The organism is Lysobacter sp. CC-YZS074, assembly GCF_056739745.1.
On the sequence record NZ_CP200301.1, the window covers coordinates 1,664,879 to 1,687,680 of the forward strand.

Here is a 22,802-nt window from a genome sequence, read left to right on the forward strand (position 1 = left end):
CGGACCGGTCCCGCACCGCGTCCGCGCTTTGCTGCAACCTGCATTCCGGTTGCGCTGCGCTGCAACGGAGTCAGCATCCCCTGGCAGCCAAGGCGATCCTCGTGACCCATCCCGCAATCCTTGCCCTCGAAGACGGCACCATCTTCGAGGGTATTTCCGTAGGCGCGCCCGGCCTTTCGGTCGGTGAAGTGGTGTTCAACACCGCCATGACCGGCTATCAGGAAATCCTGACCGACCCGTCCTACGCGCGCCAGCTGGTAACGTTGACCTACCCGCACATCGGCAACACCGGCGTCACCGAACTCGACAATGAGGCGACCGACGTCTGGGCCGCCGGCCTGATCGTGCGCAACATTCCGCGCCGGCCAAGCAACTGGCGCAGCCAGGTGTCGCTGCCGGAATGGCTGGCCAGCCGCGGCGTGGTCGCGATCGCCGACATCGACACCCGCAAGCTGACCCGCCTGCTGCGCGACACCGGCGCCCAGAACGGCGCGCTGATGGCCGGCGACGACATCGACGCCGACAAGGCCATCGAGGCGGCGCGCAAGTTCGCCGGGCTCAAGGACATGGACCTCGCCAAGGAAGTCTGCACCCGCGAGCACCGCGACTGGCGCGAAGGTCAGCTCGACCTCGACAGCGGCGAGTTCGTGCGCGCCGAGGGCCGCTACCACGTGGTCGCCTACGATTTCGGGGTCAAGCAGAACATCCTGCGCATGCTCGCCGAACGCGGCTGCAACGTGACCCTCGTGCCGGCGCAGACCAGCGCCTCCGACGTGCTCGCGCTCAAGCCCGACGGCGTGTTCCTGTCCAACGGCCCGGGTGACCCGGCACCGTGCGATTACGCGATCGAGGCGATCCGCGAGTTCATCGACCGCAAGGTGCCGACGTACGGCATCTGCCTCGGCCACCAGCTGCTCGGCCTTGCGGTCGGCGCCAAGACGCTGAAGATGAAGTTCGGCCACCACGGCGCCAACCACCCGGTGCAGGATCTCGATACCGGCCGGGTGATGATCACCAGCCAGAACCACGGCTTCGCGGTCGACGAGGCCACGCTGCCGGCCAACGTGCGCGTGACCCACCGCTCGCTGTTCGACGGTTCCAACCAGGGCATCGCCCTGACCGACGCGCCGGCTTTCAGCTTCCAGGGCCATCCCGAGGCCAGCCCGGGCCCGCACGACGTGGCACCGCTGTTCGACCGCTTCATCGAATCCATGAACAACAACCAGAACGCAGGGGTGCGTTGACATGCCAAAGCGCACCGACATCAAGACCGTCCTGATCATCGGCGCCGGCCCGATCGTGATCGGCCAAGCCTGCGAGTTCGACTACTCCGGCGCCCAGGCCTGCAAGGCCCTGCGCGACGAGGGCTACCGGGTGGTGCTGGTCAACAGCAACCCGGCGACGATCATGACCGACCCGGAGATGGCCGACGCCGTCTACATCGAGCCGATCAACTGGCAGACGGTCGAGAAGATCATCGCCAAGGAGAAGCCCGACGCCCTGCTGCCGACGATGGGTGGGCAGACCGCGCTCAACTGCGCGCTCGACCTCGCCGACCACGGCGTGCTGGAGAAATACAACGTCGAGCTGATCGGTGCCAAGCGCGACGCGATCCGCATGGCCGAGGACCGCGAACTGTTCCGCGTGGCCATGGCCGAGATCGGCCTGGAATGCCCGAAGGCCGCGGTCGCCAGGACCTACGAGCAGGCGGTCGAGATCCAGGCCACCGTCGGCTACCCGACCATCATCCGCCCGAGCTTCACCCTCGGCGGCAGTGGCGGCGGCATCGCCTACAACAAGGAGGAGTTCGAGGAGATCGTCAAGCGCGGCCTCGAACTGTCGCCGACCAGCGAGGTGCTGATCGAGGAGTCGGTGCTGGGCTGGAAGGAGTTCGAGATGGAGGTGGTCCGCGACACCGCGGACAACTGCATCATCGTCTGCTCGATCGAGAACTTCGACGCGATGGGCGTGCACACCGGCGACTCGATCACTGTCGCGCCCGCGCAGACCCTGACCGACAAGGAATACCAGCGCCTGCGCGACGCCTCGATCGCGGTGCTGCGCAAGATCGGCGTCGACACCGGCGGTTCCAACGTGCAGTTCGGCATCAACGCCGAGACCGGCCGCGTGGTGGTGATCGAGATGAACCCGCGGGTGTCGCGCTCCTCGGCGCTGGCATCGAAGGCGACCGGTTTCCCGATCGCCAAGGTCGCGGCCAAGCTCGCGGTGGGCTACACGCTCGACGAGCTGCGCAACGAGATCACCGGCGGCGCGACCCCGGCCTCGTTCGAGCCGGCGATCGACTACGTCGTCACCAAGATCCCGCGCTTCGCGTTCGAGAAGTTCCCGCAGGCCGACTCGCGCCTGACCACGCAGATGAAGTCGGTCGGCGAGGTGATGGCGATGGGCCGCACCTTCCAGGAGTCGCTGCAGAAGGCCTTGCGCGGACTGGAAACCGGCAAGGTCGGCCTCGACCCGACCGGCCTCGACCTCGGCAACGAAGAGGATCTGGTCAGGCTGCGCCGCGAGGTCAAGGAGCCCGGTCCCGAGCGCATCTTCTACATCGGTGACGCGTTCCGCGCCGGCATGGGCGTGGAGGACGTGCACGCGCTGTCGTTCGTCGACCCGTGGTTCCTCGACCAGATCGAGGAGATCGTCGCTGCCGAGAAGCGGATCGCCGACGGTGGCCTCGCGGCACTCGACGGCAGGCGCATGCGCGCGCTCAAGCGCATGGGCTTCTCCGACGCCCGCATGGCCCAGCTGACCGGCACCGACGAAGCGGCCGTGCGCACCCTGCGCCACGCCTTCAACGTGCGTCCGGTCTACAAGCGGGTTGACTCCTGCGCGGCCGAATTCGCCACCACCACCGCCTACATGTACTCGACCTACGAGGACGAGTGCGAGGCCAATCCGTCCGACCGCAACAAGATCATCGTGCTCGGCGGCGGCCCCAACCGGATCGGGCAGGGCATCGAGTTCGACTACTGCTGCGTGCACGCCGCGCTGGCGCTGCGCGAGGACGGGTTCGAGACCATCATGGTCAACTGCAACCCGGAAACCGTCTCGACCGATTACGACACCTCCGACCGGCTGTACTTCGAGCCGCTGACGCTCGAGGACGTGCTGGAGATCTGCGAGCTGGAGAAGCCCAGGGGCGTGATCGTCCAGTACGGTGGCCAGACCCCGCTGAAGCTGGCGCAGGCGCTGGAGGCGGCCGGCGTGCCGATCATCGGCACCAGCCCCGACAGCATCGACCTGGCCGAGGATCGCGAGCGTTTCCAGAAGCTGATCGAGCAGCTCGGCCTCAAGCAGCCGCCCAACCGCATCGCCCGCAACGCCGACGAGGCCGTGGCGCTGGCCCGCGAGGTCGGCTACCCGCTGGTGGTGCGCCCGAGCTACGTGCTCGGCGGCCGCGCAATGGAAGTGGTGCATTCCGACGCCGACCTCGAGCGCTACATCCGCGAAGCGGTGAAGGTCTCCGAGAAGTCGCCGGTGCTGCTGGACCGCTTCCTCGACAACGCGGTCGAGGTCGATGTCGACGTCATCGCAGACAAGGACGGCAATGTGCTGATCGGTGGCGTGATGGAGCACATCGAGGAGGCCGGCGTGCATTCCGGCGACTCGTCCTGCTCGCTGCCGCCGTACTCGCTCAAGCCGGACACCCAGGCGCGCCTGCGCGAGCAGGTGGTGGCGCTGGCCAAGGCGCTCGATGTCATCGGCCTGATGAACACGCAGTTCGCGGTCGCGGTGAGCGACCAGCCCGACGGCGAGGACACCATCTACCTGCTGGAAGTGAACCCGCGTGCATCGCGCACGGTGCCGTTCGTGTCCAAGGCGACCGGCGTGCCGCTGGCGAAGATCGCGGCGCGCTGCATGTCCGGCAGGACGCTGGCCGAGCAGGGCGCGACCGCCGAGGTCATCCCCGACTATTACTCGGTCAAGGAGGCGATCTTCCCGTTCGCCAAGTTCCAGGGCGTCGACCCGATCCTCGGGCCGGAGATGCGCTCCACCGGCGAGGTGATGGGCGTCGGCCGCAGCTTCGGCGCGGCAATGGCGCGGGCGCAGGAGGCGGGCGGCATCAGGGCGGTGCCGGAGTCGGGCAAGGTGTTCGTATCGGTGCGCGACCCGGACAAGCGGCGCGTGCTGCCGGTCGCGCGCGACCTGGTCGAGCGAGGTTACGAACTGGTCGCCACCCACGGCACCGCGGCGTTCCTGCGCGAGCAGGGACTGGCCTGCGAAGCGGTCAACAAGGTCGCCGAGGGCCGTCCGCACGTGGTCGACCTGATCAAGAACGGCGAGATCGCTTACATCATCAACACCACCGAAGGCCGGCAGGCGATTTCGGATTCGTTCTCGATCCGTCGCGAGGCCCTGCAGCACCGGGTGACCTATTCGACGACCGTGGCGGGCGCGCGTGCGCTGGTGCAGTCGCTCGAGTTCCGCGGCACCGGTCCGGTGTGGTCGCTGCAGGAGTTGCACGCCGAGCTGGAAGGCGCCGCGTAACGCGGTGCCGCTCCTGCGCATTTATCGGTGGACGAGTTGGCGGGACGGTTGCCATTCCCGCCGTGGCCGTCACAATCCGGGGCGTAGACCCATTCCCCCGTATCAATACATCGCCGGCTGCCGCCGGCAGCAGGACCTGTCATGCAAGCACCCATCACCACCAAGGGCGCCCAGCGCCTCCGCGCCGAGCTCGAGGAGCTCAAGTCGGTCAAGCGGCCGGCCGTGATCGCCGCGATCGCCGAGGCGCGCGCGCACGGCGACCTCAAGGAAAACGCCGAATACCATGCCGCCCGCGAGCAGCAGGGCTTTATCGAAGGCCGCATCAAGCAGCTGGAAGCGGAGCTGTCGCACGCGCAGGTCATCGACATCGCCTCGCTGAACGCCGGCTCGCGCATCGTGTTCGGTGCGACCGTCGAGCTGGCGGACGCCGATACCGATGAGGAAAAGACCTACCAGATCGTTGGCGACCTCGAGGCCGATATCAAGCAGGGCCTGATCGCGATTTCGTCCCCCGTCGCACGTGCGCTGATCGGCAAGCACGAAGGCGACAGTGTCAGCATCGACGCGCCCGGCGGTACCCGCGAGTACGACATCGTCGCCGTCCGTTACGACGGCTGAGCCATGGCTTCGGCCACCCTGCTGCTGCCCGCCGCGACCCGCTTCGGCGGGCAGCGCGTATCTGGGGCCTCGGCGCGTTGGCTGGGCCGCGCGAAACGCGAGGCGCCTCCGGCCCCGTCGGTGGAGAACCCGGCAGGGCTGGATCGCCTGTTTGACATTCTGCCGCGTGGCTGGCCTGCCGCCGCGATCACGCGACAGCGCGATGCCGGCGACGCCGACGGCGCGATGTGGTTGCGTGCCGATCCGGTCTACGTGCAACCCGATATCAACGGTGCGCGGCTGATGGCCCACGGCAACGCGCTGGCGCTCGACGCGGCCGATGCCGCCGCGCTGCTGCCCGCGCTGAAACCCTCGTTCGGTGACGCGGGGTTCGTCCTGGACGCCCCGCATCCGTCGCGCTGGTACCTGCGCCTGCCGCCGGATTCGAACGCGCCGGCGACCGCGTCGCCGGACGAGGTGCTCGGCGCCGATCTTTTCGACCACCTGCCCGCGGGCGAGGCCGGGCGGCGATGGCGGGGACTGTTGAGCGAAACACAGGTGCTGCTGCACAACCACCCGCACAACGCTGCGAGGGCCGCCGCCGGGTTGCCGCCGGTCAACTCGCTGTGGTTCTGGGGCGCGGCGCGGCTGCCCGACCACGTGCGCACCCGTTTCGACGCGGTGTTCAGCGATGACGACACGCTCGTGGCGTTCGCCGCGGCGGCCGACGCGCGGGCCGTGCCGCTGCCGGCCACCTGGCCGACCGGTGACGGCGAACGCCTGTTCGACCTGCGACACCTGCGTGACCTGCGCCAGGTCGATCGTGACTGGCTGTCGCCGCTGCTCGCCGACCTGTCGGCGGACGCCCTCGACAGCGCCGTCCTCGATTTCGCCGACGGCAGTCGCCTGCGACTGGAGCGGCGGCAGCGCTGGCGCTTCTGGCGCAAGCCCGTGCACTCGTTCGCCGCGCCACGGGCCGGGATGGACGAATGAAGCCGGCGACGCTCCTGCGGCGGCGCGCCGTGCCCGAGCTCGGCGCCTGGCCCGACCACGTACCCGAGCTGCTGCGACGCATCTACAGCGCGCGCGGCGCCACCGTGATCGAACAGGCCCAGCCCCGGCTGGCGCACCTGTTGCCGCCCGATTCCATGAAGGGACTGGAGGCCGCGGCGGCCCTGCTGGCGGAGGCGATCGCGGCCGACCGTCACATCGTCGTCGTCGGCGACTTCGATTGCGACGGCGCCACCGCCTGTGCGGTCGGGGTGCGGGGCCTGCGGATGCTCGGCGCGCGCCGGGTTTCGCATGCGGTGCCCAATCGGGTGGTGCACGGCTACGGCTTGTCGTCGGCGCTGGTCGACGAGCTTGCCCGGCTCCAACCCGACGTACTGGTCACCGTCGACCACGGCATCGCCTGCCACGAGGGTATCGCCGCGGCGAAGTCGCACGGCTGGCAGGTGCTGGTCACCGACCACCACCTTCCCGGCGACCGGCTTCCCCCCGCGGACGTGATCGTCGATCCCAACCAGCCCGGTTGCGCGTTCCCGAGCAAGGCGCTGGCTGGCGTGGGCGTCGTGTTCTACGTGCTGCTCGCCCTGCGGCGTCGGCTGCGCGAAGACGGCGCAATCGAAGGGCCGGGACCGGACCTCGGCCGGCTGCTGGATCTGGTCGCGGTAGGCACCGTCGCCGATCTGGTTCCGCTGGACGCCAACAACCGCGCCCTGGTCGCCGCCGGCCTGCGCCGCCTGCGCGCGGGGCAGGGCTGCGCCGGCCTGCAGGCGCTGATCGAAGTATCCCAACGGGATGCCGGGCGCCTCGGTGCCAGCGATATCGGTTTTGCCATCGGGCCGCGCCTGAACGCCGCCGGTCGCCTGGAAGACATGGCCGTCGGCATCGAGTGCCTGCTGACGGATGATCCGGCCAAGGCCCGAGCGATCGCCCACACCCTCAACGAGATCAATGGGGAGCGGCGGGCGGTCCAGCAGCAGATGCTGGAGGAGGCCGAGGTGGCGCTGGCCCGGGTGGCGCTGGATGCCTCCGCGGTGCCGCTCGCGCTGTGCCTGCATGACGAGCAGTGGCACCCCGGCGTGGTCGGGCTGGTCGCCTCGAAGATGAAGGAGCGACTGCATCGCCCCGTGGTCGCCTTCGCGCCATCCGAGCCGGGCAGCGGTTCGCTGCGCGGGTCCGCCCGTTCCGTACCCGGGTTCCACATCCGCGATGCGCTGGCGATGGTGCACGCGCGCCACCCGGGCCTGATCGACCGCTTCGGTGGCCATGCGATGGCGGCCGGGTTGTCCCTGCGCGCCGACCGTCTGGCCGATTTCGAGCAGGCGTTCGGTCAATGCGCGGCCGCGCTGCTGACGGCCGACCTGTTGCGGGCGGAGGTCCTCAGCGACGGTGAACTGCTGCCGGGCGAGCTCCACCGAAGCAACGCCGAGGCCCTGCGCGACGGCGGGCCGTGGGGTCAGGGCTTCCCCGAACCGCAGTTCGATGGCGAGTTCGGCGTGAGCGGCTGGCGTGTCGTCGGCCAGCGCCACCTGAAGCTCGAACTCGACCACCGCGGTGTGCGTCTGAACGCCATCGAGTTCGGCGGCTGGGACGGCCGGGAGCCGCCGCCCCGCGTACGGATCTCCTATCGCCTGGAACCCGACGATTACCGGGGTGGCGAGGCTATCCAGCTCGTCGTGGTGCACCGGGAACCGGCCTGATCCCGCGCGGGACGACCTTGAGGCCGAACAACGGCCGGAGCAGGGTGCTGCGGCGGATCGCGAACTCGTGCAGCAGCAGACAGCCCGACACAGTAAGGACGACGACGAGCATCGGCTCCCATAGTGGCCCGAGCCGGAGCGGGATCAACCACCAGGCGGCCAGCACGATCAGGCTCTGGTGCAGGATGTACCACGGATACACCGCCTCGGTTGCATAGGGCAGCCACCGTTTCGGGTGGTTCAACACGGCGTAGCCCCAGCCGAAGATGGCCAGTAGCGCCGTCCACATGTAGAGCGCCCGCGCGGCGCGCTCTATGGTTCCCCACGGGATTCCACGAAGAGCGACCGGTATGCCATCGGCGGGGAGATACTGGCCGGACCACTTCAGCACCAGTTCGACGGTGATGGACGTCACGGCGATTGCCAGCATGGGCCAGCGCAGGGTTCGCAACCGGTCCCAGACGCATGCTTCCCTGGCCACCACATAACCCAGAAGGAAGACGGAAAAGTACTCGGCATGCAGGTACCAGTCGCCGACGAGTGCGTGGCTTTCGGGGAACCTGGGCTTCAGAACCATCAGGTACCCGAAGAAAGCGCCCGCGGGCACCAGCAATGCCGCTCCGTGTCGCGGGCGGGTCAGCCATGACCGCATCCTCCAGCCCGGGCGTGAGGCCAGCAGGGGCGTCAACGCCGTCAGGACCAGGGTGTAGACCCACAGGTAGGCGAGATACCAAAGGTGGTTCCAGGTCACTCCGTACTCGCTGCCGCTGAACGTCCCCTCCGGCCAGGGGCGGATCTGCAGGTAGCGCCGCAGGAATGCCATGAAACCGGGCTCCAGCGTTCCCTTGCTCACACCTTCGCAGTAGGCCTGGACCGAGACGATGAACAGCATGCCGAAGATCAGCGGCAGCAGCAGTCGCCACGTGCGCGAGAGGGCGAACCGGGCGGGATTCCGCCCCGGGAGCGAGAGGCCGATGGCAATCCCGGAAATAGCGAACAGCAACGGCATTCGCCAGCGGTTGAACACGATGCGCACGTAGTCCAGCCACTCGTTGCGGTAGCTGCTCACGATGTGGAAGTCGGAGTCGACCTGGTAGACGCCGCTGATGTGGTAGAGGATCAGGATGGCGAAGGCGATTACACGCAGCGCGTCGATGTCATGTCGGCGGGTCATGGGTCGGTCGGTCGAGGAGTTTCGCCCAGCCTGCCGCTGGAGCCACGCTGCCGGCCCGACGAAGTGACCATCCGTCCCGGATCGGTGACGAGTGGTGGATCGCAGGGAGGAGTGGGGACCGCAGACGCAGGCGGCGCCGGTACGATGCGCGGATGACATCCAGCCACCCCACGCGGCCGCGGCCGCGGCCGCGTTCGCCCGAGATGTACCTGGCTCATCGGCGTCCATTCGAAATCGGCTACTGGATCGTCAGTGCTTGCCTCGGCGCCGCGGGCGGCGCCTATGCGAAGTGGGCCGATTACCAACGTCTCGGCATACCGATCGACTGGTGGAAGCCGGCGAGCTGGTCATGGAGCAGCGCGTTGGTAACCCTGGCCCTGGTGCCGGCGCTCCTCTGGTTTACCCGCCGGTGGCCATTGCACCTGGATACCTGGCGACGGAATCTGCCGGTCTATGTGTTGGCCAGTGTCGGCTGGTCGGGGTTCCACGTCGGCGGCATGGTGGCGCTGAGAAAACTCGTCTACGCGACCCAGGGCCTCGGCTACGATTTCGGCGATTGGCCGCACGAGTTCCTCTACGAGTACTCCAAGGACGTGCGCACCTTCGTCGGCATGGTGTTGCTGATCCACGGATATCGGTTGCTGGTACTGCGGTTGCAGGGCGAAGCCAGCCTGCTCGGCGCGCCTGACAGCACACCGGCGGGCGGGGAGATCGCCGACCCGGAGGCACGTCCCGAGCGTCTGCTGGTGCGGAAACTCGGCCGCGAATTCCTGATCGCCGTAGACGACATCGAGTGGTTGCAGGCCTCCGGGAACTACGTGAACCTCCATCTGAACGGCCGCGACTATCCCCTGCGAAGCACCATCGCGGGGATCGAGGCGAAGCTGGACCCGAATCGCTTCATCCGCATCCACCGCAGCTACATTGTCGATCTCACCCGGATTGCCTCGATCGAGCCGCTCGACAGCGGCGATGCGCGGGTCCATCTCCGGGACGGAGCAAGCCTGCCGTGCAGTCGGAGATATCGGCAGAGGCTCAAGGAGTGCGTCGAGCCGAGGGCCGCCGGCTGACTCCGGCGAGCCGTCACGCGGTCGTGGATGCGGCCTTGTGCGGTCGAATGCCGTGGCCGGCGCCGCCACGCTCCCCGCGCGCTCGCAGCTGCGGGTGCCGGTCCGGGCCCTCAGGAGCGGGCGCTGGCTGCTAGAATGCGCGGTCATTTTCCGCACGAAACACGGACACACGGACATGCTTGAACTCAATCCCGTCCGCCAGCGCATCGCCGACCTCAAGGGTCGGCTGGATGCGCTGAGGGGGTATCTTTGACTTCGATGCCAAGGTCGAACGCCTCGAAGAAGTAGAACGCGAACTGGAAAGCCCCGACGTCTGGAACGACGCCGAGCGGGCGCAGTCGCTGGGGCGCGAGCGCGCCTCGCTGGAAAAGGTGGTGGTGGGCATCCGCGGCCTGACCGACGGTCTCGTCGGGGCCGCCGAACTGCTCGAGCTGGCCGAGATGGAGAGCGACGAGTCCACCGCGCAAGCCGTGGTCGAGGACGTCGAGGGCTACGCGAAGGAGGTCGACAAGCTCGAGTTCCAGCGCATGTTCTCCGGCCAGATGGACGGCGCGCCCGCGTTCGTCGACATCCAGGCCGGCGCCGGCGGCACCGAGGCGCAGGACTGGGCCGAGATGCTGCTGCGCATGTACCTGCGCTGGTGCGAGTCGCGCGGATGGAAGGCCGAGCTGATGGAGGTCTCCGGGGGCGACGTCGCGGGCGTCAAGTCGGCCACGTTCCGGGTCGAGGGCGACTTCGCCTACGGCTGGCTGAAGACCGAGACCGGCGTGCACCGGCTGGTGCGCAAATCGCCGTTCGATTCCGACAACCGCCGGCACACCAGTTTCACCTCGGTGTTCGTGTCGCCCGAAGTCGACGACAACATCGATATCGAGATCAACCCGGCCGACCTGAAGACCGACGTGTACCGGTCCTCCGGCGCGGGCGGCCAGCACGTCAACAAGACCGAGTCGGCGGTGCGCATCACCCACGTGCCGAGTGGCATCGTGGTGGCCTGCCAGACCGAGCGCAGCCAGCACGCCAACCGCGACCGCGCGATGAAGATGCTGGCCGCGAAGTTGTACGAGCTGGAGATCCAGAAGCGCAACGCCGAACGCGACGCGGTGGAGGCGACCAAGTCCGACATCGGCTGGGGCAGCCAGATCCGCAACTACGTGCTCGACCAGAGCCGCATCAAGGACCTGCGCACCGGCGTCGAGCGCTCCGACACCCAGAAGGTGCTCGATGGCGACCTCGATGAGTTCGTCGAGGCGAGCCTGAAGTCCGGTCTGGAAGTCGGCGCCAAACGCGCGGACGCGACCTGAGCACAGCTCCGCTGTAGGAGCGGCGTAAGTCGCGACCCGCCGACCCCACAATTCCCTCCGCGTTCGCGACTTACGTCGCTCCTACAACCGCTCCACGGCGACCTCCCCATGACCGACCAGACCCCGCAGACGCCCACCGACGACCCGACCCAGGACGAGAACCGCCTGATCGCCGAGCGTCGCGCCAAACTCAAGGCGTTGCGCGGGCAGGGCGTGGCCTTCCCGAACGACTTCCGCCGCGGCGACTACGCCGGCGACCTGCAGGCCGAGTACGCCGACGCCGGGCAATGGACCGCCGAGGCGCTGGAGGGCGTGGATCGCCGGGTCGCCGTCGCCGGCCGCATCATGCTCAAGCGCGTGATGGGCAAGGCCAGCTTCGTGCAGGTGCAGGACGAGTCCGGGCGGATCCAGCTGTTCCTGCAGGCCAACGCCCTGGGCGAGGGCTACGAGTCGTTCAAGGGCTGGGACGTCGGTGACATCGTCGGCGTCGAGGGCACGCTGACCCGCACCCGCACCGGCGAACTGTCGGTCAAGGTCGCCTCGCTGCGGCTGCTGACCAAGTCGCTGCGCCCGCTGCCGGACAAGTTCCACGGCCTCGCCGACGTCGAGCAGCGCTACCGCCAGCGCTATGTCGACCTGATCGTCTCGCCCGACGCGCGCGAGGTGTTCGTCAAGCGCTCGCGCATCATCCGCGCGATGCGCGAGTGGCTCGACAGCCGGCGCTTCCTCGAGGTCGAAACGCCGATGATGCATTACATCCCCGGCGGTGCCACGGCCAAGCCGTTCACCACCCACCACAACGCGCTCGACCTGCAGCTGTACCTGCGCGTCGCGCCGGAGCTGTACCTCAAGCGGCTGGTGGTCGGCGGGCTGGAGCGGGTCTACGAGATCAACCGCAACTTCCGCAACGAGGGCGTGTCGACCCGGCACAACCCCGAGTTCACCATGCTCGAGCTGTACGAGGCCTACGCCACCTACACCGAGGTGATGGACCTGACCGAAGGCATGATCCGCGACATCGCGACCTCGGTGCTGGGCGCCACGGGGGTGGAGTGGGACGGGCAGGCGATTGACCTCGGTCCCGCGTTCCGGCGCTGGTCGATGACCGATGCGGTGCTCGAGTACAACCCGCAGATCGCCCGCGACGAGTTGCGCGACCTCGCGAAGATGCGCACCCACTGCGAGCGCCTGAAGATCCCGGTCAAGCCGGGCTACGGCTGGGGCAAGCTGCTGCTTGAGGTGTTCGAGAAGACCGTCGAGCACACCCTGGTGCAGCCGACCTTCATCACCGACCACCCGGTCGAGGTCAGCCCGCTGGCGCGCGCCAGCGACGCCGATGCCGGGATCACCGACCGTTTCGAGCTGTTCATCGGAGGCAAGGAGCTGGCCAACGGCTTCTCCGAGCTCAACGACCCGGAGGACCAGGCCGCCCGCTTCCAGGCCCAGGTCGATGCCAAGGCCGGCGGCGACGACGAGGCCATGCACTTCGATGCCGACTATATCCGCGCGCTCGAGATCGGCCTGCCGCCGACCGGCGGCCTTGGCGTCGGCATCGACCGGCTGGTGATGATGCTGACCGGCTCGGCCTCGATCCGGGACGTGCTGTTGTTCCCCTACATGCGGCCCGGGCAGGGCGGCTGAGGCCGCCAACGGCGCTCGCCGGCGCTGCGGCGGCGCACGGGCACGGCGTTTGCAGGCATCCGGGGGTACAGGGAATCGGCTGTCGGTTTTCCGGCACCGGGGTTATCCTCGGGTGCATATCATGAGAGAAACCTCCATGGGCGGTTCGCCGTGAACGTCGTGATCGTTGATGACCAGACGTCCGCACGGACGATGCTTCGGCACATCATCGAAGACATCGCGCCGCAACTGGCGGTGCACGACTTCGGGGAGCCGGATTCGGCGTTGGGATGGTGCGAGAGCAACCATCCCGACCTGCTGCTGCTGGACTACCGCATGCCCGGCATGGACGGCCTGGAATTCGCGCGCCGGTTCCGCCGTGCGCCGGTGCGGCGCGACATCCCGATCATCCTGGTGACCGTGGTCGGCGACGAACCGATCCGCCAGGCCGCGCTCGACGCCGGGGTGATCGATTTCCTGGTCAAGCCGGTACGACCGCGGGAACTGCGTGCGCGATGCCGCAACCTGCTGCAGCTCCGCCAGCAGTCGGAAAACGTCAAGCAGCGCGCGCTCTCCCTGGAGCAGCGCCTGCTGTCGAGCATGCACGAGGTCGAGGAGCGCGAACGCGAGACGTTGTCGCGGCTGGCCCGGGCCATCGAGTACCGCGATGCCGGCACGAGTGCATCGCTGGAGCGCATGTCGCGTCTGGCGGGACTGATTGCCGAGCAGCTTGGCCTGTTCGAGGACGAGGTGCGGCTGATCGAGATGGCCGCGCCCCTGCATGACCTGGGCAAGATCGCCATCCCGGACGCGGTGCTGCTCAAACCCGGCCCGCTCACCGAGGAGGAGACGCGCACGATGCGTCGACACCCGCGGATCGGCCACGAGTTGCTGAGCGGAAGCCAGAACCGCTTCATCCAAGCCGGCGCGACCATCGCGCTCCGGCACCACGAGCGCTATGACGGAAGCGGCTACCCGGACGGCCTGGCGGGCGAGGACATCCCCCTGGAGGCGCGCATCGTGGCCGTGGCGGACGTGTTCGACGCGCTTGTTTCGTCGCGGCCCTACAAGGCGGCATGGGAGATCGACGCCGCACTGGAGTACCTGCAGGCCGAGCGTGGGCGGCTGTTCGATCCCCGCTGCGTGGACGCGCTGGTGCGCAGCCGGGAGCGGCTGGATGACATCTGCCATCGCTATTCGGCAGCGAGCGCCAAGCCCGGCCTGGAATGACACGATGACGCGACACCTGTCCTGGCTGAAGTCCAGGCTGTCGGGACGGCCGGACAGCGAGCACCTGCAAAACCTGGTGCGGCTGGCGATCACCACCCTGTTCTCGTTCTACATCGGCTGGCAGTTCGTCGAACACGAGGCGAGCGACACATTGTCGGTCGTGGGCCTCATCCTGACGGCCGAACTGGCGGTGTCGCTGGGACTGGCGGTGGCCATCCTCAGGCATCCCGGCATATCGCACGCGCGCCGCTGGGTCGGGATGCTGGCCGACTACACCTCGATGGGCGCCATCATGTGCATCGGCGGAGAGCCGGTGTCGCCGCTTTACGCGGTCTACCTGTGGGTGACTATCGGCAACGGCATGCGCTACGGCAACCAGTATCTGCGGGTAGCCACGACGCTGGCCACGCTGTCGTTCCTGGTGGCGATCACGGTCTCGCCGTTCTGGAAGGCCAATCCGTACCTCTCGTGGGGGCTGTGGCTCGGCCTTGCGGCAGTGCCGCTGTATTTCGACTCGCTCCTGCAGGCGCTCACCCGTGCCATCGAGGATGCGCGCAAGGCCAACGAGGCGAAGAGCCGGTTCCTGGCCAACATGAGCCACGAGTTCCGCACGCCCCTCAACGGCCTGGCGGGCATGTCGGAGCTGCTCGCCACCACGCGGCTGGATGCCGAACAGCGTGAGTGTCTCGACACCATCCAGGCCTCGACCCGCAGCCTGTTGACGCTGGTCGACGACGTGCTGGACATCTCCGCGATCGAGGCGGGCAAGCTCCGGCTGAGCAACATCACGTTCGCCCCCCGCGAAGTGGTGGAGAACCTCGGATTCATCCTGCAGCCGCAAGCCAGGGCCAAGCAGCTGGAGTACATCGTCACGCTGGGCGATGACGTGCCCGCCCTGTTGCGGGGGGACGCGGGACACCTGCATCAGGTGCTGGTGAACCTCGTGGGCAATGCGGTGAAGTTCACCGAGCACGGCTCGGTACGGCTGGACGTCAGCGCGATGGAGGCGGGCGATCGCAATGTACGCCTGCGTTTCACGGTGACCGATACCGGCATCGGCATCCCGGCCGGCGTCCACAACCGCCTGTTCGAGGCGTTCGAACAGCTGGACGTGGGGCTTGCGCGGCGGCATGGTGGCTCGGGCCTGGGAACCACGATTGCGAAGGGGCTTACCGAAGCGATGGGCGGCACCATCGGCTTCGAGAGCACGGAGCCCAATGGCACGCGGTTCTGGGTAGAGCTGCCTTTCGGCCGGATCGCCGCGCCGGCGGATGCTGCGGCGGTCGCTCCCGCACCGGGCGGCGTCGAGGCGGTGGACGACGCGGTCCATGCGGAGCGCGCGCCTGCCGGCAATGTGATCGCCTTTTCCGACCCGTTCCTGCGCCACCGGGCGCGGGTGGCCAGCCTCTCGCTGCTGGTCGCCGACGATCATGCGGCCAACCGGATGGTGCTGCAGCGCCTGCTGCAGAAAGCCGGTCACAAAGTAGCCTGCGTGGAAGGCGGCGAAGAGGTTCTCGACCTGCTCTCGACCAATCACTACGACGCGGTGGTGATCGACCTGCACATGCCCGGGGTCAGTGGACTGGACCTGCTGAAGCAGCTGCGGGTGATGGAGGCCTCCGGCGGCCGCCATGTCCCCGTCATCGTCTTCAGTGCCGACGTGACCCCCGCGTCCATCCGCGCCTGTGAACAGGCCGGTGCGCGCGCCTTCATATCCAAACCCGTATCCACCGCGCGCCTGCTGGACACGATTGCGGAGGTGGCGGCGAGCACTCGGGCCGGGGCGGTGATCGAGGTCCTGCGTGACGACCTGCCGTCGCCCGATACGCTGCTGGACAGCGGCGTGCTGGATGAACTCGGCTCGCTCGGGCTTGGCGCCGGGTTCGAACGCGAATTCATTTCGCAGTGCCTGGCCGATGCGGAAGCATGCATCGAGGATCTCGCGCGCGCGGGCGAGCGCGGCGACCTGGAGCGCGCCCGCGAATGCGCCCATGCCCTGAAGGGGGTCGCGAGCAATGTCGGCCTGATCAGGCTGTCGGCGGCCAGTGGCGAGTTGATGCGCTTGCCCGGCTGGCAGCTCGGGCGCGACTGGCTGCAGCATGTGTCCACGTTGCGCCAGCAGCTGGCCCAGGGACGGGTGGCGCTCGAATCGCGCGCGCACGCTTCCAATGTGCGCGGCGAGAGCGAGCGCTCCCCCTGATCCACACCTGCCCGATCACACCTCCCTGACCACGCCGGGTTGGCAGACCTTCCGTTACACCACGTCGCCCGTACGCCGGTTCTGCGCGCGTACCAGGCGCTCCATCACCCGCAGTGACTTCTCGCCCAGCTGCATCGCGGTGTCCACCCAGATCTCGGTGATACGCATCATCTCTTCGAGGGTGACACCCTGTGCGAGTTCACGCACCCGGTGCATCGCGGCGCGCGCGTGGGGAATTCTGCGGTTGGCACGGATCACTTCCTCCACCGCCGCAACACCTTCACCCTTCGGAGCGAGCACGTCGACCAGGCCCATCCGGTGCAGCTCCTCGCTGCTGAAAAGCTGGCCTTCCAGCATGATCTTCTCGGCCAGCCTGGGACTGATGCGCTTGCAGAGGAAGGAGTAGGCGCCCATGCCGGGGAACAGGTCGAACAGCACCTCCGGCAGACCCATCAGCACGTCTTCCTCGGCCACGATGGTGTGGCAGCTCAGGGCCGCCTCGAAACCACCACCCAGTGCGTTGCCCTGGACCAGCGCGATGCTGTGGGCGCCCGCGCCCAGGCCGGCATGGAACGCGTGCACGCCGACCACGCACTGGCGCGCATACGCGAGCAGTCCCTCGCGGTCGCCGGCCCGGATCGAGCGGCAGAAAAGTTCCAGGTCCCCTCCGAGGTTGAACACGTCGCTTTCGGAGGCCAGCACGACATGCGGCAGCAGGTCGCCGCGTTCGCCTGCTGTCGCGCTGCGCAGCCGCTGGCCGAGGTCGCGCTGGTAGTCGATGATGTCGTCGACCAGTGGGGTGGAAAAGCAGGCCCGGCCGCCACCGCCGCAGAGATGGGCGTGCATGTAGCACCAGAAGACGCCGCGCTCTGGTTCCTCGATCAGCCGCAGGGTGGGGTGGGAGTCGAAACGACGAAGCGGATAGACGACGGACATGTGGAAATCTCCATAGGAATGCCGTCCGGCCGGCCGCATTCAGGACGGCTTTTTAATCGCGAATAGCTGCGCCCGACGATTGATTCTATGGCCCCAAAACGTGACGCCCGCAAGATTTCTCGAATCTGCGGGCGTCAGGATGAAGATTGTGTTGTGGGACTCAGTTGCTGCTGGAGTCGCGCAATTCCCGTCGGAGGATCTTGCCGACGTTGGTCTTGGGCAGCTCCTTGCGGAACTCGACGAAGTGGGGCCGCTTGTAGCCGGTCAGGTTGCCCCGCGCGTGCTGCAGGACCTGTTCGGCGGTGAGTGCCGGATCCTTCTTGACGATGACGACCTTGACCGCCTCGCCGGACTTCTCGTCGGGCACGCCGACCGCGGCGACCTCGAGCACCCCCGGCATCATGGCGATGACGTCCTCGATCTCGTTGGGATACACGTTGAAGCCGGACACCAGGATCATGTCCTTCTTGCGATCGACGATGTAGAAGAACCCCTTCTCGTCCATCCTGGCCATGTCGCCGGTGTGCAGCCAGCCGTCGGCGTCGATCACCTCGGCGGTCTCCTGCGGGCGCTGCCAGTAGCCCTTCATCACCTGCGGGCCCTTGATGCAGAGCTCGCCGACCTCGCCCACGGGCAGCATCGCACCGTCCTCGTCCTTGACGCAGGCATCGGTGGACGGGATAGGCAGGCCGATCGAACCGTTGTACTCGGCCACGTCCAGCGGGTTGATGCAGGCGGCCGGCGAGGTTTCGGTCAGGCCATAGGCCTCCACCAGGGTGCAGCCGGTGGCCTTTTTCCAGCGCTCGGCCACCGAGCGCTGCACGGCCATGCCGCCACCGAGGGTGAGATGCAGGCGCGAGAAGTCGACGTCCTCGAAACCCGGGGTGTTGAGCAGCCCGTTGAACAGGGTGTTGACACCCGTGATCGCGGTAAACGGCGTGTGCTTCAGCTCCTTGACGAAGCCGGGCATGTCGCGCGGGTTGGTGATCATGTGGTTGAGGCCGCCGAACTTCATGAAGACCAGTCCGTTCGCCGTCAGCGCGAAGATGTGGTACAGCGGCAGGGCGGTGATGATCACCTCCTCGCCGGGCTTCACGTTGGTGCCCACCCACGCCGCGGCCTGCTGCATGTTCGCCACCAGGTTGCGGTGGGTCAGCATCGCCCCCTTGGCCACGCCGGTGGTGCCGCCGGTGTACTGCAGGAACGCGATGTCGTCCGGACGCACTTCCACCTGCGGCAGCGGGTGCCGGCGACCGAGTCCGAGCGTGTCGCGGAAGCGGACCGCGCCGGGGATGTGATAGTCCGGCACCATCTTCTTGATGTGCCGCAGCACGAAGTTGACGATCGGCCCCTTGGGGAAGCCGAGCATGTCACCCAGGCCCGTGGTGATGACCTGCTTGATCGACGTGTCGGCCAGCACCTGCTGGACGGTGGCGCCGAAGTTGTCGAGCACCAGGATCGCGCTCGCCCCCGAGTCGACCAGCTGATGCTTCAGCTCGCGCGCGGTGTACATCGGATTGGTGTTCACCACCGTCAGCCCCGCACGCAGGACGCCGAAGGTCGCAATCGGGTACTGCAGGCAGTTGGGCATCATGATGGCGACGCGGTCGCCCTTCTTCAGCCCCAGCTCGCCCAGCAGATACGCGGCGAACTGCGCGCTGAGCGTGTCGATGTCGCCGTAGGTCAGGGCCTTGCCCATGTTGGCGAACGCGGGCCGGTCGCGATAGTTGTCGATCGCGTTCTGCAGCACCGCCACCACCGACGGGAATTCGTCGACGTCGATCTGCGACGGAATGCCGTCCGGATACTGTTCAAGCCAAGGACGTTCGGCACTCATGCATTCCCCCTGATCGGTCTGTTCTTGCGGTGCATCGCAGTGGCGTCGATGCGGCCCGGTACGGTGTCGCAGCGATTGGAGCATAGGGCCCAAGGGCTGGCAAGGAGCGCCCGGGCGCGTTCGGCGGCGCCGGCCGTAGCACGATGCGGTGTACCGATCGGGGATGTCTGATGGACAGGTGGATGGTGCGTGCGGTGGTTTCACTGGCGCTGTGGGTGGGCCTGGCGGGTTGTGCGAAGGAGCCGGACGAGCAGGCCCTGCGGGACACCGCTTCCGCACTCCAGGCGGCGGTCGAACGGCGCGACGCCGACGCGGTGGAGGATCTGCTGGCGGATGACTTCATCGGGTCGGACGGGCTCGACCGGGACGGCGCGCGCCGGCTGGCGGGCCTGGTGTTCCTGCGCCATCGCGAGATCGGGACGACCTTGGGGCCTCTCGAAGTGGAAATGCACGGAGCGCGCGCTTCCGTCCGCTTCACCGCGGTAGTGACCGGCGGCGGTCCGCGGGCGCTGCCGGACGCCGCTCGGATTTATCGGATGGAAACCGGTTGGCGGATCGACGATGGGGAGTGGCGGTTGACCAGCGCGGACTGGGAGCGCGGTGACTGAACCTGCGGCACGACAGCCGCGCCATTCGTCCTGACTGTGTCGCCCGTGATGGGGATGACACAAAGAAAAAGAGCGGCCCGGGCCGCTCTTTTTCTGGACAGTCGAGTGGAGCGCGCGTCTGCCGCTCCACGCCGAACCGGACCTACGCCGCCTTCTTAGAAGCCAGCTGTCGCAGCACGTAGTGCAGGATGCCGCCGTGGCGGAAGTACTCGACTTCCTTCGGCGTCAGCAGCATCACGTGCACGTCGAAGCGCTTCTCGCTGCCGTCCGCCTTGCGGGCGACGACGGTCGCACGCTTGGCGGCGCCGTCCTGCAGGCCGACCACGTCGATCGTCTCCGAGCCGTCCAGGCCGTGGGTCTGCGCGTTCTCGCCCTCGAGGAACTGCAGCGGCAGCACGCCCATGCCGACCAGGTTGGAGCGGTGGATGCGCTCGAAGCTCTCGGCCACGACCGCCTTCACGCCCAGCAGGATCGTGCCCTTGGCCGCCCAGTCACGCGACGAGCCGGTGCCGTACTCCTTGCCGGCGAACACCACCAGCGGAGTGCCCTCGGCCTTGTACTTCATGGCGGCGTCGTAGATCGCCATGCGCTCGCCGGCGCCGCCGTCCTTCGCGAAGTACAACGTGTTGCCGCCTTCCTCGCCGCCCATCATCAGATTCTTGATGCGAATGTTGGCGAAGGTGCCGCGGACCATCACGTCGTCGTTGCCGCGACGGCTGCCGTAGCTGTTGAAGTCGGCCGGCTGCACGCCGCGCGACTGCAGGAACTGGCCCGCCGGCGAATCCTTCTTGATGTTGCCGGCCGGCGAGATGTGGTCGGTGGTGATCGAGTCGCCGAACAGGCCCATCACGCGGGCGCCGTGGACGTCCTCGATGGCGCCGACCTCCATGGTCATGCCATCGAAGTAGGGCGGGTTCTTGATGTAGGTCGAGGCCCCGTCCCACTCGAACGACTCGCCCTCCGGCGAGGCGATGCTGTTCCAGCGGCTGTCGCCCTTGAACACGTCGGCGTAGTTCTGCGCGAACAGCTCCGGCCCGACGGTGGCGGCGATGACGTCGCCGATCTCCTTGTTGCTCGGCCAGATGTCGCGCAGGTAGACGTCGTTGCCGTCGCGGTCCTTGCCCAGCGGCTCGGAGGTCAGGTCGATGTCGACCGTACCGGCGATGGCGTAGGCGACCACCAGCGGCGGCGAGGCGAGGTAGTTCATCTTCACTTCGGAGTGCACGCGGCCTTCGAAGTTGCGGTTGCCCGACAGCACCGACGCGACCGCCAGGTCGTTCTCGGCGATGCCCTTGGACACGGCTTCCGGCAGCGGGCCGGAGTTGCCGATGCAGGTGGTGCAGCCGTAGCCGACGACGAAGAAGCCGAGCTTCTCCAGGTCGGTCAGCACGCCGGCCTTTTGGAGGTAGTCGGTGACCACGCGCGAGCCCGGGCCGAGCGACGGCTTGACCCACGGCGCCGAGGTCAGGCCCTTGGCGGCGGCGTTGCGCGCCAGCAGGCCGGCGCCGAGCATCACCGCCGGGTTGGAAGTGTTGGTGCAGGAGGTGATCGCGGCGATCACGACCGAGCCGTCACGCAGCTCGACGTCCTGGTCCTGGACGTTGATGCGCGAAACCGGACTGGCGGCCAACTGGTCGGCCTGGTCCTGCGCGCCGCCCTCGGCGTCCATCCGGGCCTTGCCGGCGCCGGCCGTGCGGTTGGCGACGAGGCCGGTGACGTTCTTGCGGAAGTTGGCCTGCATGTCCGACAGCAGCACGCGGTCCTGCGGGCGCTTGGGGCCGGCCAGCGAGGGCTTGACCTCGCCCATGTCCAGCTCGAGCGTGGCCGAGTAGGTCGCCTCGGGTGCGCCCGGCTCGTGCCACATGCCCTGGGCCTTCGCGTAGGCCTCGACCAGCGCGATCTGCTCGTCGCTACGACCCGACAGGCGCAGGTAGCGCACTGCCTCGGCGTCGACCGGGAAGATGCCGCAGGTGGCGCCGTACTCCGGTGCCATGTTGGCGATCGTCGCGCGGTCGGCCAGCGGCAGGTGCTGCAGGCCGTCGCCGAAAAACTCGACGAACTTGCCGACCACGCCGTGGGCGCGGAGCATCTGGGTGACGGTCAGCACCAGGTCGGTGGCGGTCGCGCCCTCCGGCAGCCTGCCGGTCAGCTTGAAGCCGACCACCTGCGGGATCAGCATCGACGACGGCTGGCCCAGCATCGCGGCTTCGGCCTCGATGCCGCCCACGCCCCAGCCCAGCACGCCGATGCCGTTGATCATGGTGGTGTGGCTGTCGGTGCCGAACACGGTGTCCGGGAACGCCAGCAGCTGGCCGTCGACCTCGCGCTCCATGACGACGCGGGCGAGGTTCTCCAGGTTCACCTGGTGGACGATGCCGGTGTTGGGCGGCACCACCTTGAAGTTCTCCAGCGCCTTCTGGCCCCAGCGCAGGAAGCTGTAGCGCTCGGCGTTGCGCTCGAATTCGATCTTGCCGTTGAGGTCCAGTGCGTCCGGGCGGCCGAACACGTCGACTTGCACCGAGTGGTCGATGACCAGTTCCGACGGGATCTGCGGGTTGATCTGGCCGGCGTTGCCGCCCAGCCGGCTGACCGCGTCGCGCATCGCCGCGAAGTCCACCACGCACGGCACGCCGGTGAAGTCCTGCAGCACCACGCGCGCCGGCATGAAGGCGATCTCGGTATCCGGCTCGGCCTTGGCGTCCCACTGGGCGACCGCCTCGATGTGCTCCTTGCCGACCGTCATGCCGCCATCCTCGTGGCGCAGGAGGTTCTCCAGCAGGATCTTCATCGAGTAGGGCAGCTTGCCCAGGTCGAACTGCTTGCCCAGGGTCGGCAGGCTGAAATAGGTGTAGGACTTGCCGTTGACGTCGAGTTGCGCGCGGGTGGCGAAGGAGTCGGCCATTGGGAGCTCCGTGGCTGGGGGCAGCAGAGGGAAGGACGCGGGAAGCTGCGGGAACCCGCGTCCGAGCCCCGTAATTATGCCGGATTCAGTGTTTTCCTGCCGGAACGCAGGGTTCA

The 22,802-nt window shown here is 67.8% G+C and carries 15 protein-coding genes; 11 read left to right on the top strand and 4 right to left on the bottom strand.

The annotated features are described in order from the left end of the window. The first annotated feature begins 101 nt into the window (after positions 1-101). The 5 genes from carA (at position 102) to recJ (ending at position 7,805) form a co-directional block, all read left to right on the top strand. Positions 102-1,244 carry a glutamine-hydrolyzing carbamoyl-phosphate synthase small subunit gene (carA, locus tag U8331_RS07510; RefSeq protein ID WP_481130451.1) on the top strand — a complete coding sequence of 381 codons (1,143 nt, stop codon included), beginning with the start codon at positions 102-104 and terminating at the stop codon, positions 1,242-1,244. Between the two features lies 1 nt (position 1,245). Further along, positions 1,246-4,503, top strand: a complete 3,258-nt coding sequence (carB, locus tag U8331_RS07515) for a carbamoyl-phosphate synthase large subunit (protein ID WP_481130452.1) — start codon at positions 1,246-1,248, stop codon at positions 4,501-4,503. A 153-nt stretch (positions 4,504-4,656) separates the two neighbouring features. Next, positions 4,657-5,121 (top strand): transcription elongation factor GreA, encoded by a 465-nt coding sequence (gene greA / locus U8331_RS07520; RefSeq protein WP_481132917.1) that lies wholly within the window; start codon positions 4,657-4,659, stop codon positions 5,119-5,121. Between the two features lie 3 nt (positions 5,122-5,124). After that, positions 5,125-6,093, top strand: a complete 969-nt coding sequence (locus U8331_RS07525; RefSeq protein WP_481130453.1) for a phosphoglycerate mutase — start codon at positions 5,125-5,127, stop codon at positions 6,091-6,093. After that, positions 6,090-7,805 carry a single-stranded-DNA-specific exonuclease RecJ gene (recJ, locus tag U8331_RS07530; RefSeq protein ID WP_481130454.1) on the top strand — a complete coding sequence of 572 codons (1,716 nt, stop codon included), beginning with the start codon at positions 6,090-6,092 and terminating at the stop codon, positions 7,803-7,805. The genes U8331_RS07525 and recJ overlap by 4 nt, the downstream gene beginning before the upstream one ends. On the opposite strand, the gene U8331_RS07535 is transcribed toward recJ, so the two are convergent. Then, the gene (locus U8331_RS07535) at positions 7,768-8,979 is read right to left on the bottom strand and encodes an acyltransferase family protein (protein WP_481130455.1); all 1,212 of its coding nucleotides are present in this window, start codon (positions 8,977-8,979) and stop codon (positions 7,768-7,770) included. The two genes, recJ and U8331_RS07535, sit on opposite strands and share 38 nt — an antisense overlap. A 152-nt stretch (positions 8,980-9,131) precedes the next feature. On the opposite strand from U8331_RS07535, the gene U8331_RS07540 reads away from it, so the two are divergent. The 5 genes from U8331_RS07540 (at position 9,132) to U8331_RS07560 (ending at position 16,403) form a co-directional block, all read left to right on the top strand. Continuing rightward, on the top strand, positions 9,132-10,049 hold the full coding sequence (locus tag U8331_RS07540) for a LytTR family DNA-binding domain-containing protein (RefSeq protein WP_481130456.1): 918 nt from the start codon (positions 9,132-9,134) through the stop codon (positions 10,047-10,049). A gap of 175 nt (positions 10,050-10,224) precedes the next feature. Then, positions 10,225-11,353, top strand: a protein-coding gene (prfB, locus tag U8331_RS07545) for a peptide chain release factor 2 (RefSeq protein WP_481130457.1) whose coding sequence is annotated in 2 segments (ribosomal slippage) — positions 10,225-10,299 and positions 10,301-11,353 — 1,128 coding nt in all. Because the reading frame shifts where the segments join, the coding sequence is not laid out codon by codon here. A 108-nt stretch (positions 11,354-11,461) separates the two neighbouring features. Beyond that, entirely contained in the window at positions 11,462-12,994 is a 1,533-nt protein-coding gene (lysS, locus tag U8331_RS07550) for a lysine--tRNA ligase (RefSeq protein ID WP_481130458.1), read from the top strand. Between the two features lie 192 nt (positions 12,995-13,186). After that, positions 13,187-14,203, top strand: coding sequence for an HD domain-containing phosphohydrolase (locus tag U8331_RS07555; RefSeq protein ID WP_481130459.1), 1,017 nt, complete (start codon positions 13,187-13,189; stop codon positions 14,201-14,203). 4 nt (positions 14,204-14,207) lie between these two features. Continuing rightward, entirely contained in the window at positions 14,208-16,403 is a 2,196-nt protein-coding gene (locus U8331_RS07560; RefSeq protein ID WP_481132918.1) for an ATP-binding protein, read from the top strand. 54 nt (positions 16,404-16,457) lie between these two features. On the opposite strand, the gene U8331_RS07565 is transcribed toward U8331_RS07560, so the two are convergent. Together U8331_RS07565 and U8331_RS07570 are read right to left on the bottom strand one after the other, a co-directional pair. Continuing rightward, positions 16,458-17,339 carry a crotonase/enoyl-CoA hydratase family protein gene (locus U8331_RS07565; RefSeq protein ID WP_481130460.1) on the bottom strand — a complete coding sequence of 294 codons (882 nt, stop codon included), beginning with the start codon at positions 17,337-17,339 and terminating at the stop codon, positions 16,458-16,460. Positions 17,340-17,499: 160 nt separating this feature from the next. After that, positions 17,500-19,176, bottom strand: coding sequence for a long-chain fatty acid--CoA ligase (locus tag U8331_RS07570; protein WP_481130461.1), 1,677 nt, complete (start codon positions 19,174-19,176; stop codon positions 17,500-17,502). Between the two features lie 182 nt (positions 19,177-19,358). Between U8331_RS07570 and U8331_RS07575 the strand changes: the two genes are divergently transcribed. Beyond that, positions 19,359-19,784 carry a nuclear transport factor 2 family protein gene (locus tag U8331_RS07575; RefSeq protein WP_481130462.1) on the top strand — a complete coding sequence of 142 codons (426 nt, stop codon included), beginning with the start codon at positions 19,359-19,361 and terminating at the stop codon, positions 19,782-19,784. Positions 19,785-19,926: 142 nt separating this feature from the next. On the opposite strand, the gene acnA is transcribed toward U8331_RS07575, so the two are convergent. Beyond that, positions 19,927-22,686, bottom strand: coding sequence for an aconitate hydratase AcnA (gene acnA, locus U8331_RS07580; RefSeq protein ID WP_481130463.1), 2,760 nt, complete (start codon positions 22,684-22,686; stop codon positions 19,927-19,929). Positions 22,687-22,802 lie beyond the last annotated feature (116 nt).

What these genes read in the sequence shown, in the direction of transcription:
- U8331_RS07575 (WP_481130462.1), top strand. Translation starts at nt 19,359, where the DNA reads ATGGTGCGTGCGGTGGTTTCACTGGCGCTGTGGGTGGGCCTGGCGGGT.
- U8331_RS07540 (WP_481130456.1), top strand. Translation starts at nt 9,132, where the DNA reads ATGACATCCAGCCACCCCACGCGGCCGCGGCCGCGGCCGCGTTCGCCC.
- U8331_RS07525 (WP_481130453.1), top strand. Translation starts at nt 5,125, where the DNA reads ATGGCTTCGGCCACCCTGCTGCTGCCCGCCGCGACCCGCTTCGGCGGG.
- U8331_RS07555 (WP_481130459.1), top strand. Translation starts at nt 13,187, where the DNA reads ATGCTTCGGCACATCATCGAAGACATCGCGCCGCAACTGGCGGTGCAC.
- U8331_RS07560 (WP_481132918.1), top strand. Translation starts at nt 14,208, where the DNA reads ATGACGCGACACCTGTCCTGGCTGAAGTCCAGGCTGTCGGGACGGCCG.
- recJ (WP_481130454.1), top strand. Translation starts at nt 6,090, where the DNA reads ATGAAGCCGGCGACGCTCCTGCGGCGGCGCGCCGTGCCCGAGCTCGGC.
- acnA (WP_481130463.1), bottom strand. Translation starts at nt 22,686, where the DNA reads ATGGCCGACTCCTTCGCCACCCGCGCGCAACTCGACGTCAACGGCAAG.
- carB (WP_481130452.1), top strand. Translation starts at nt 1,246, where the DNA reads ATGCCAAAGCGCACCGACATCAAGACCGTCCTGATCATCGGCGCCGGC.
- lysS (WP_481130458.1), top strand. Translation starts at nt 11,462, where the DNA reads ATGACCGACCAGACCCCGCAGACGCCCACCGACGACCCGACCCAGGAC.
- U8331_RS07570 (WP_481130461.1), bottom strand. Translation starts at nt 19,176, where the DNA reads ATGAGTGCCGAACGTCCTTGGCTTGAACAGTATCCGGACGGCATTCCG.
- U8331_RS07535 (WP_481130455.1), bottom strand. Translation starts at nt 8,979, where the DNA reads ATGACCCGCCGACATGACATCGACGCGCTGCGTGTAATCGCCTTCGCC.
- U8331_RS07565 (WP_481130460.1), bottom strand. Translation starts at nt 17,339, where the DNA reads ATGTCCGTCGTCTATCCGCTTCGTCGTTTCGACTCCCACCCCACCCTG.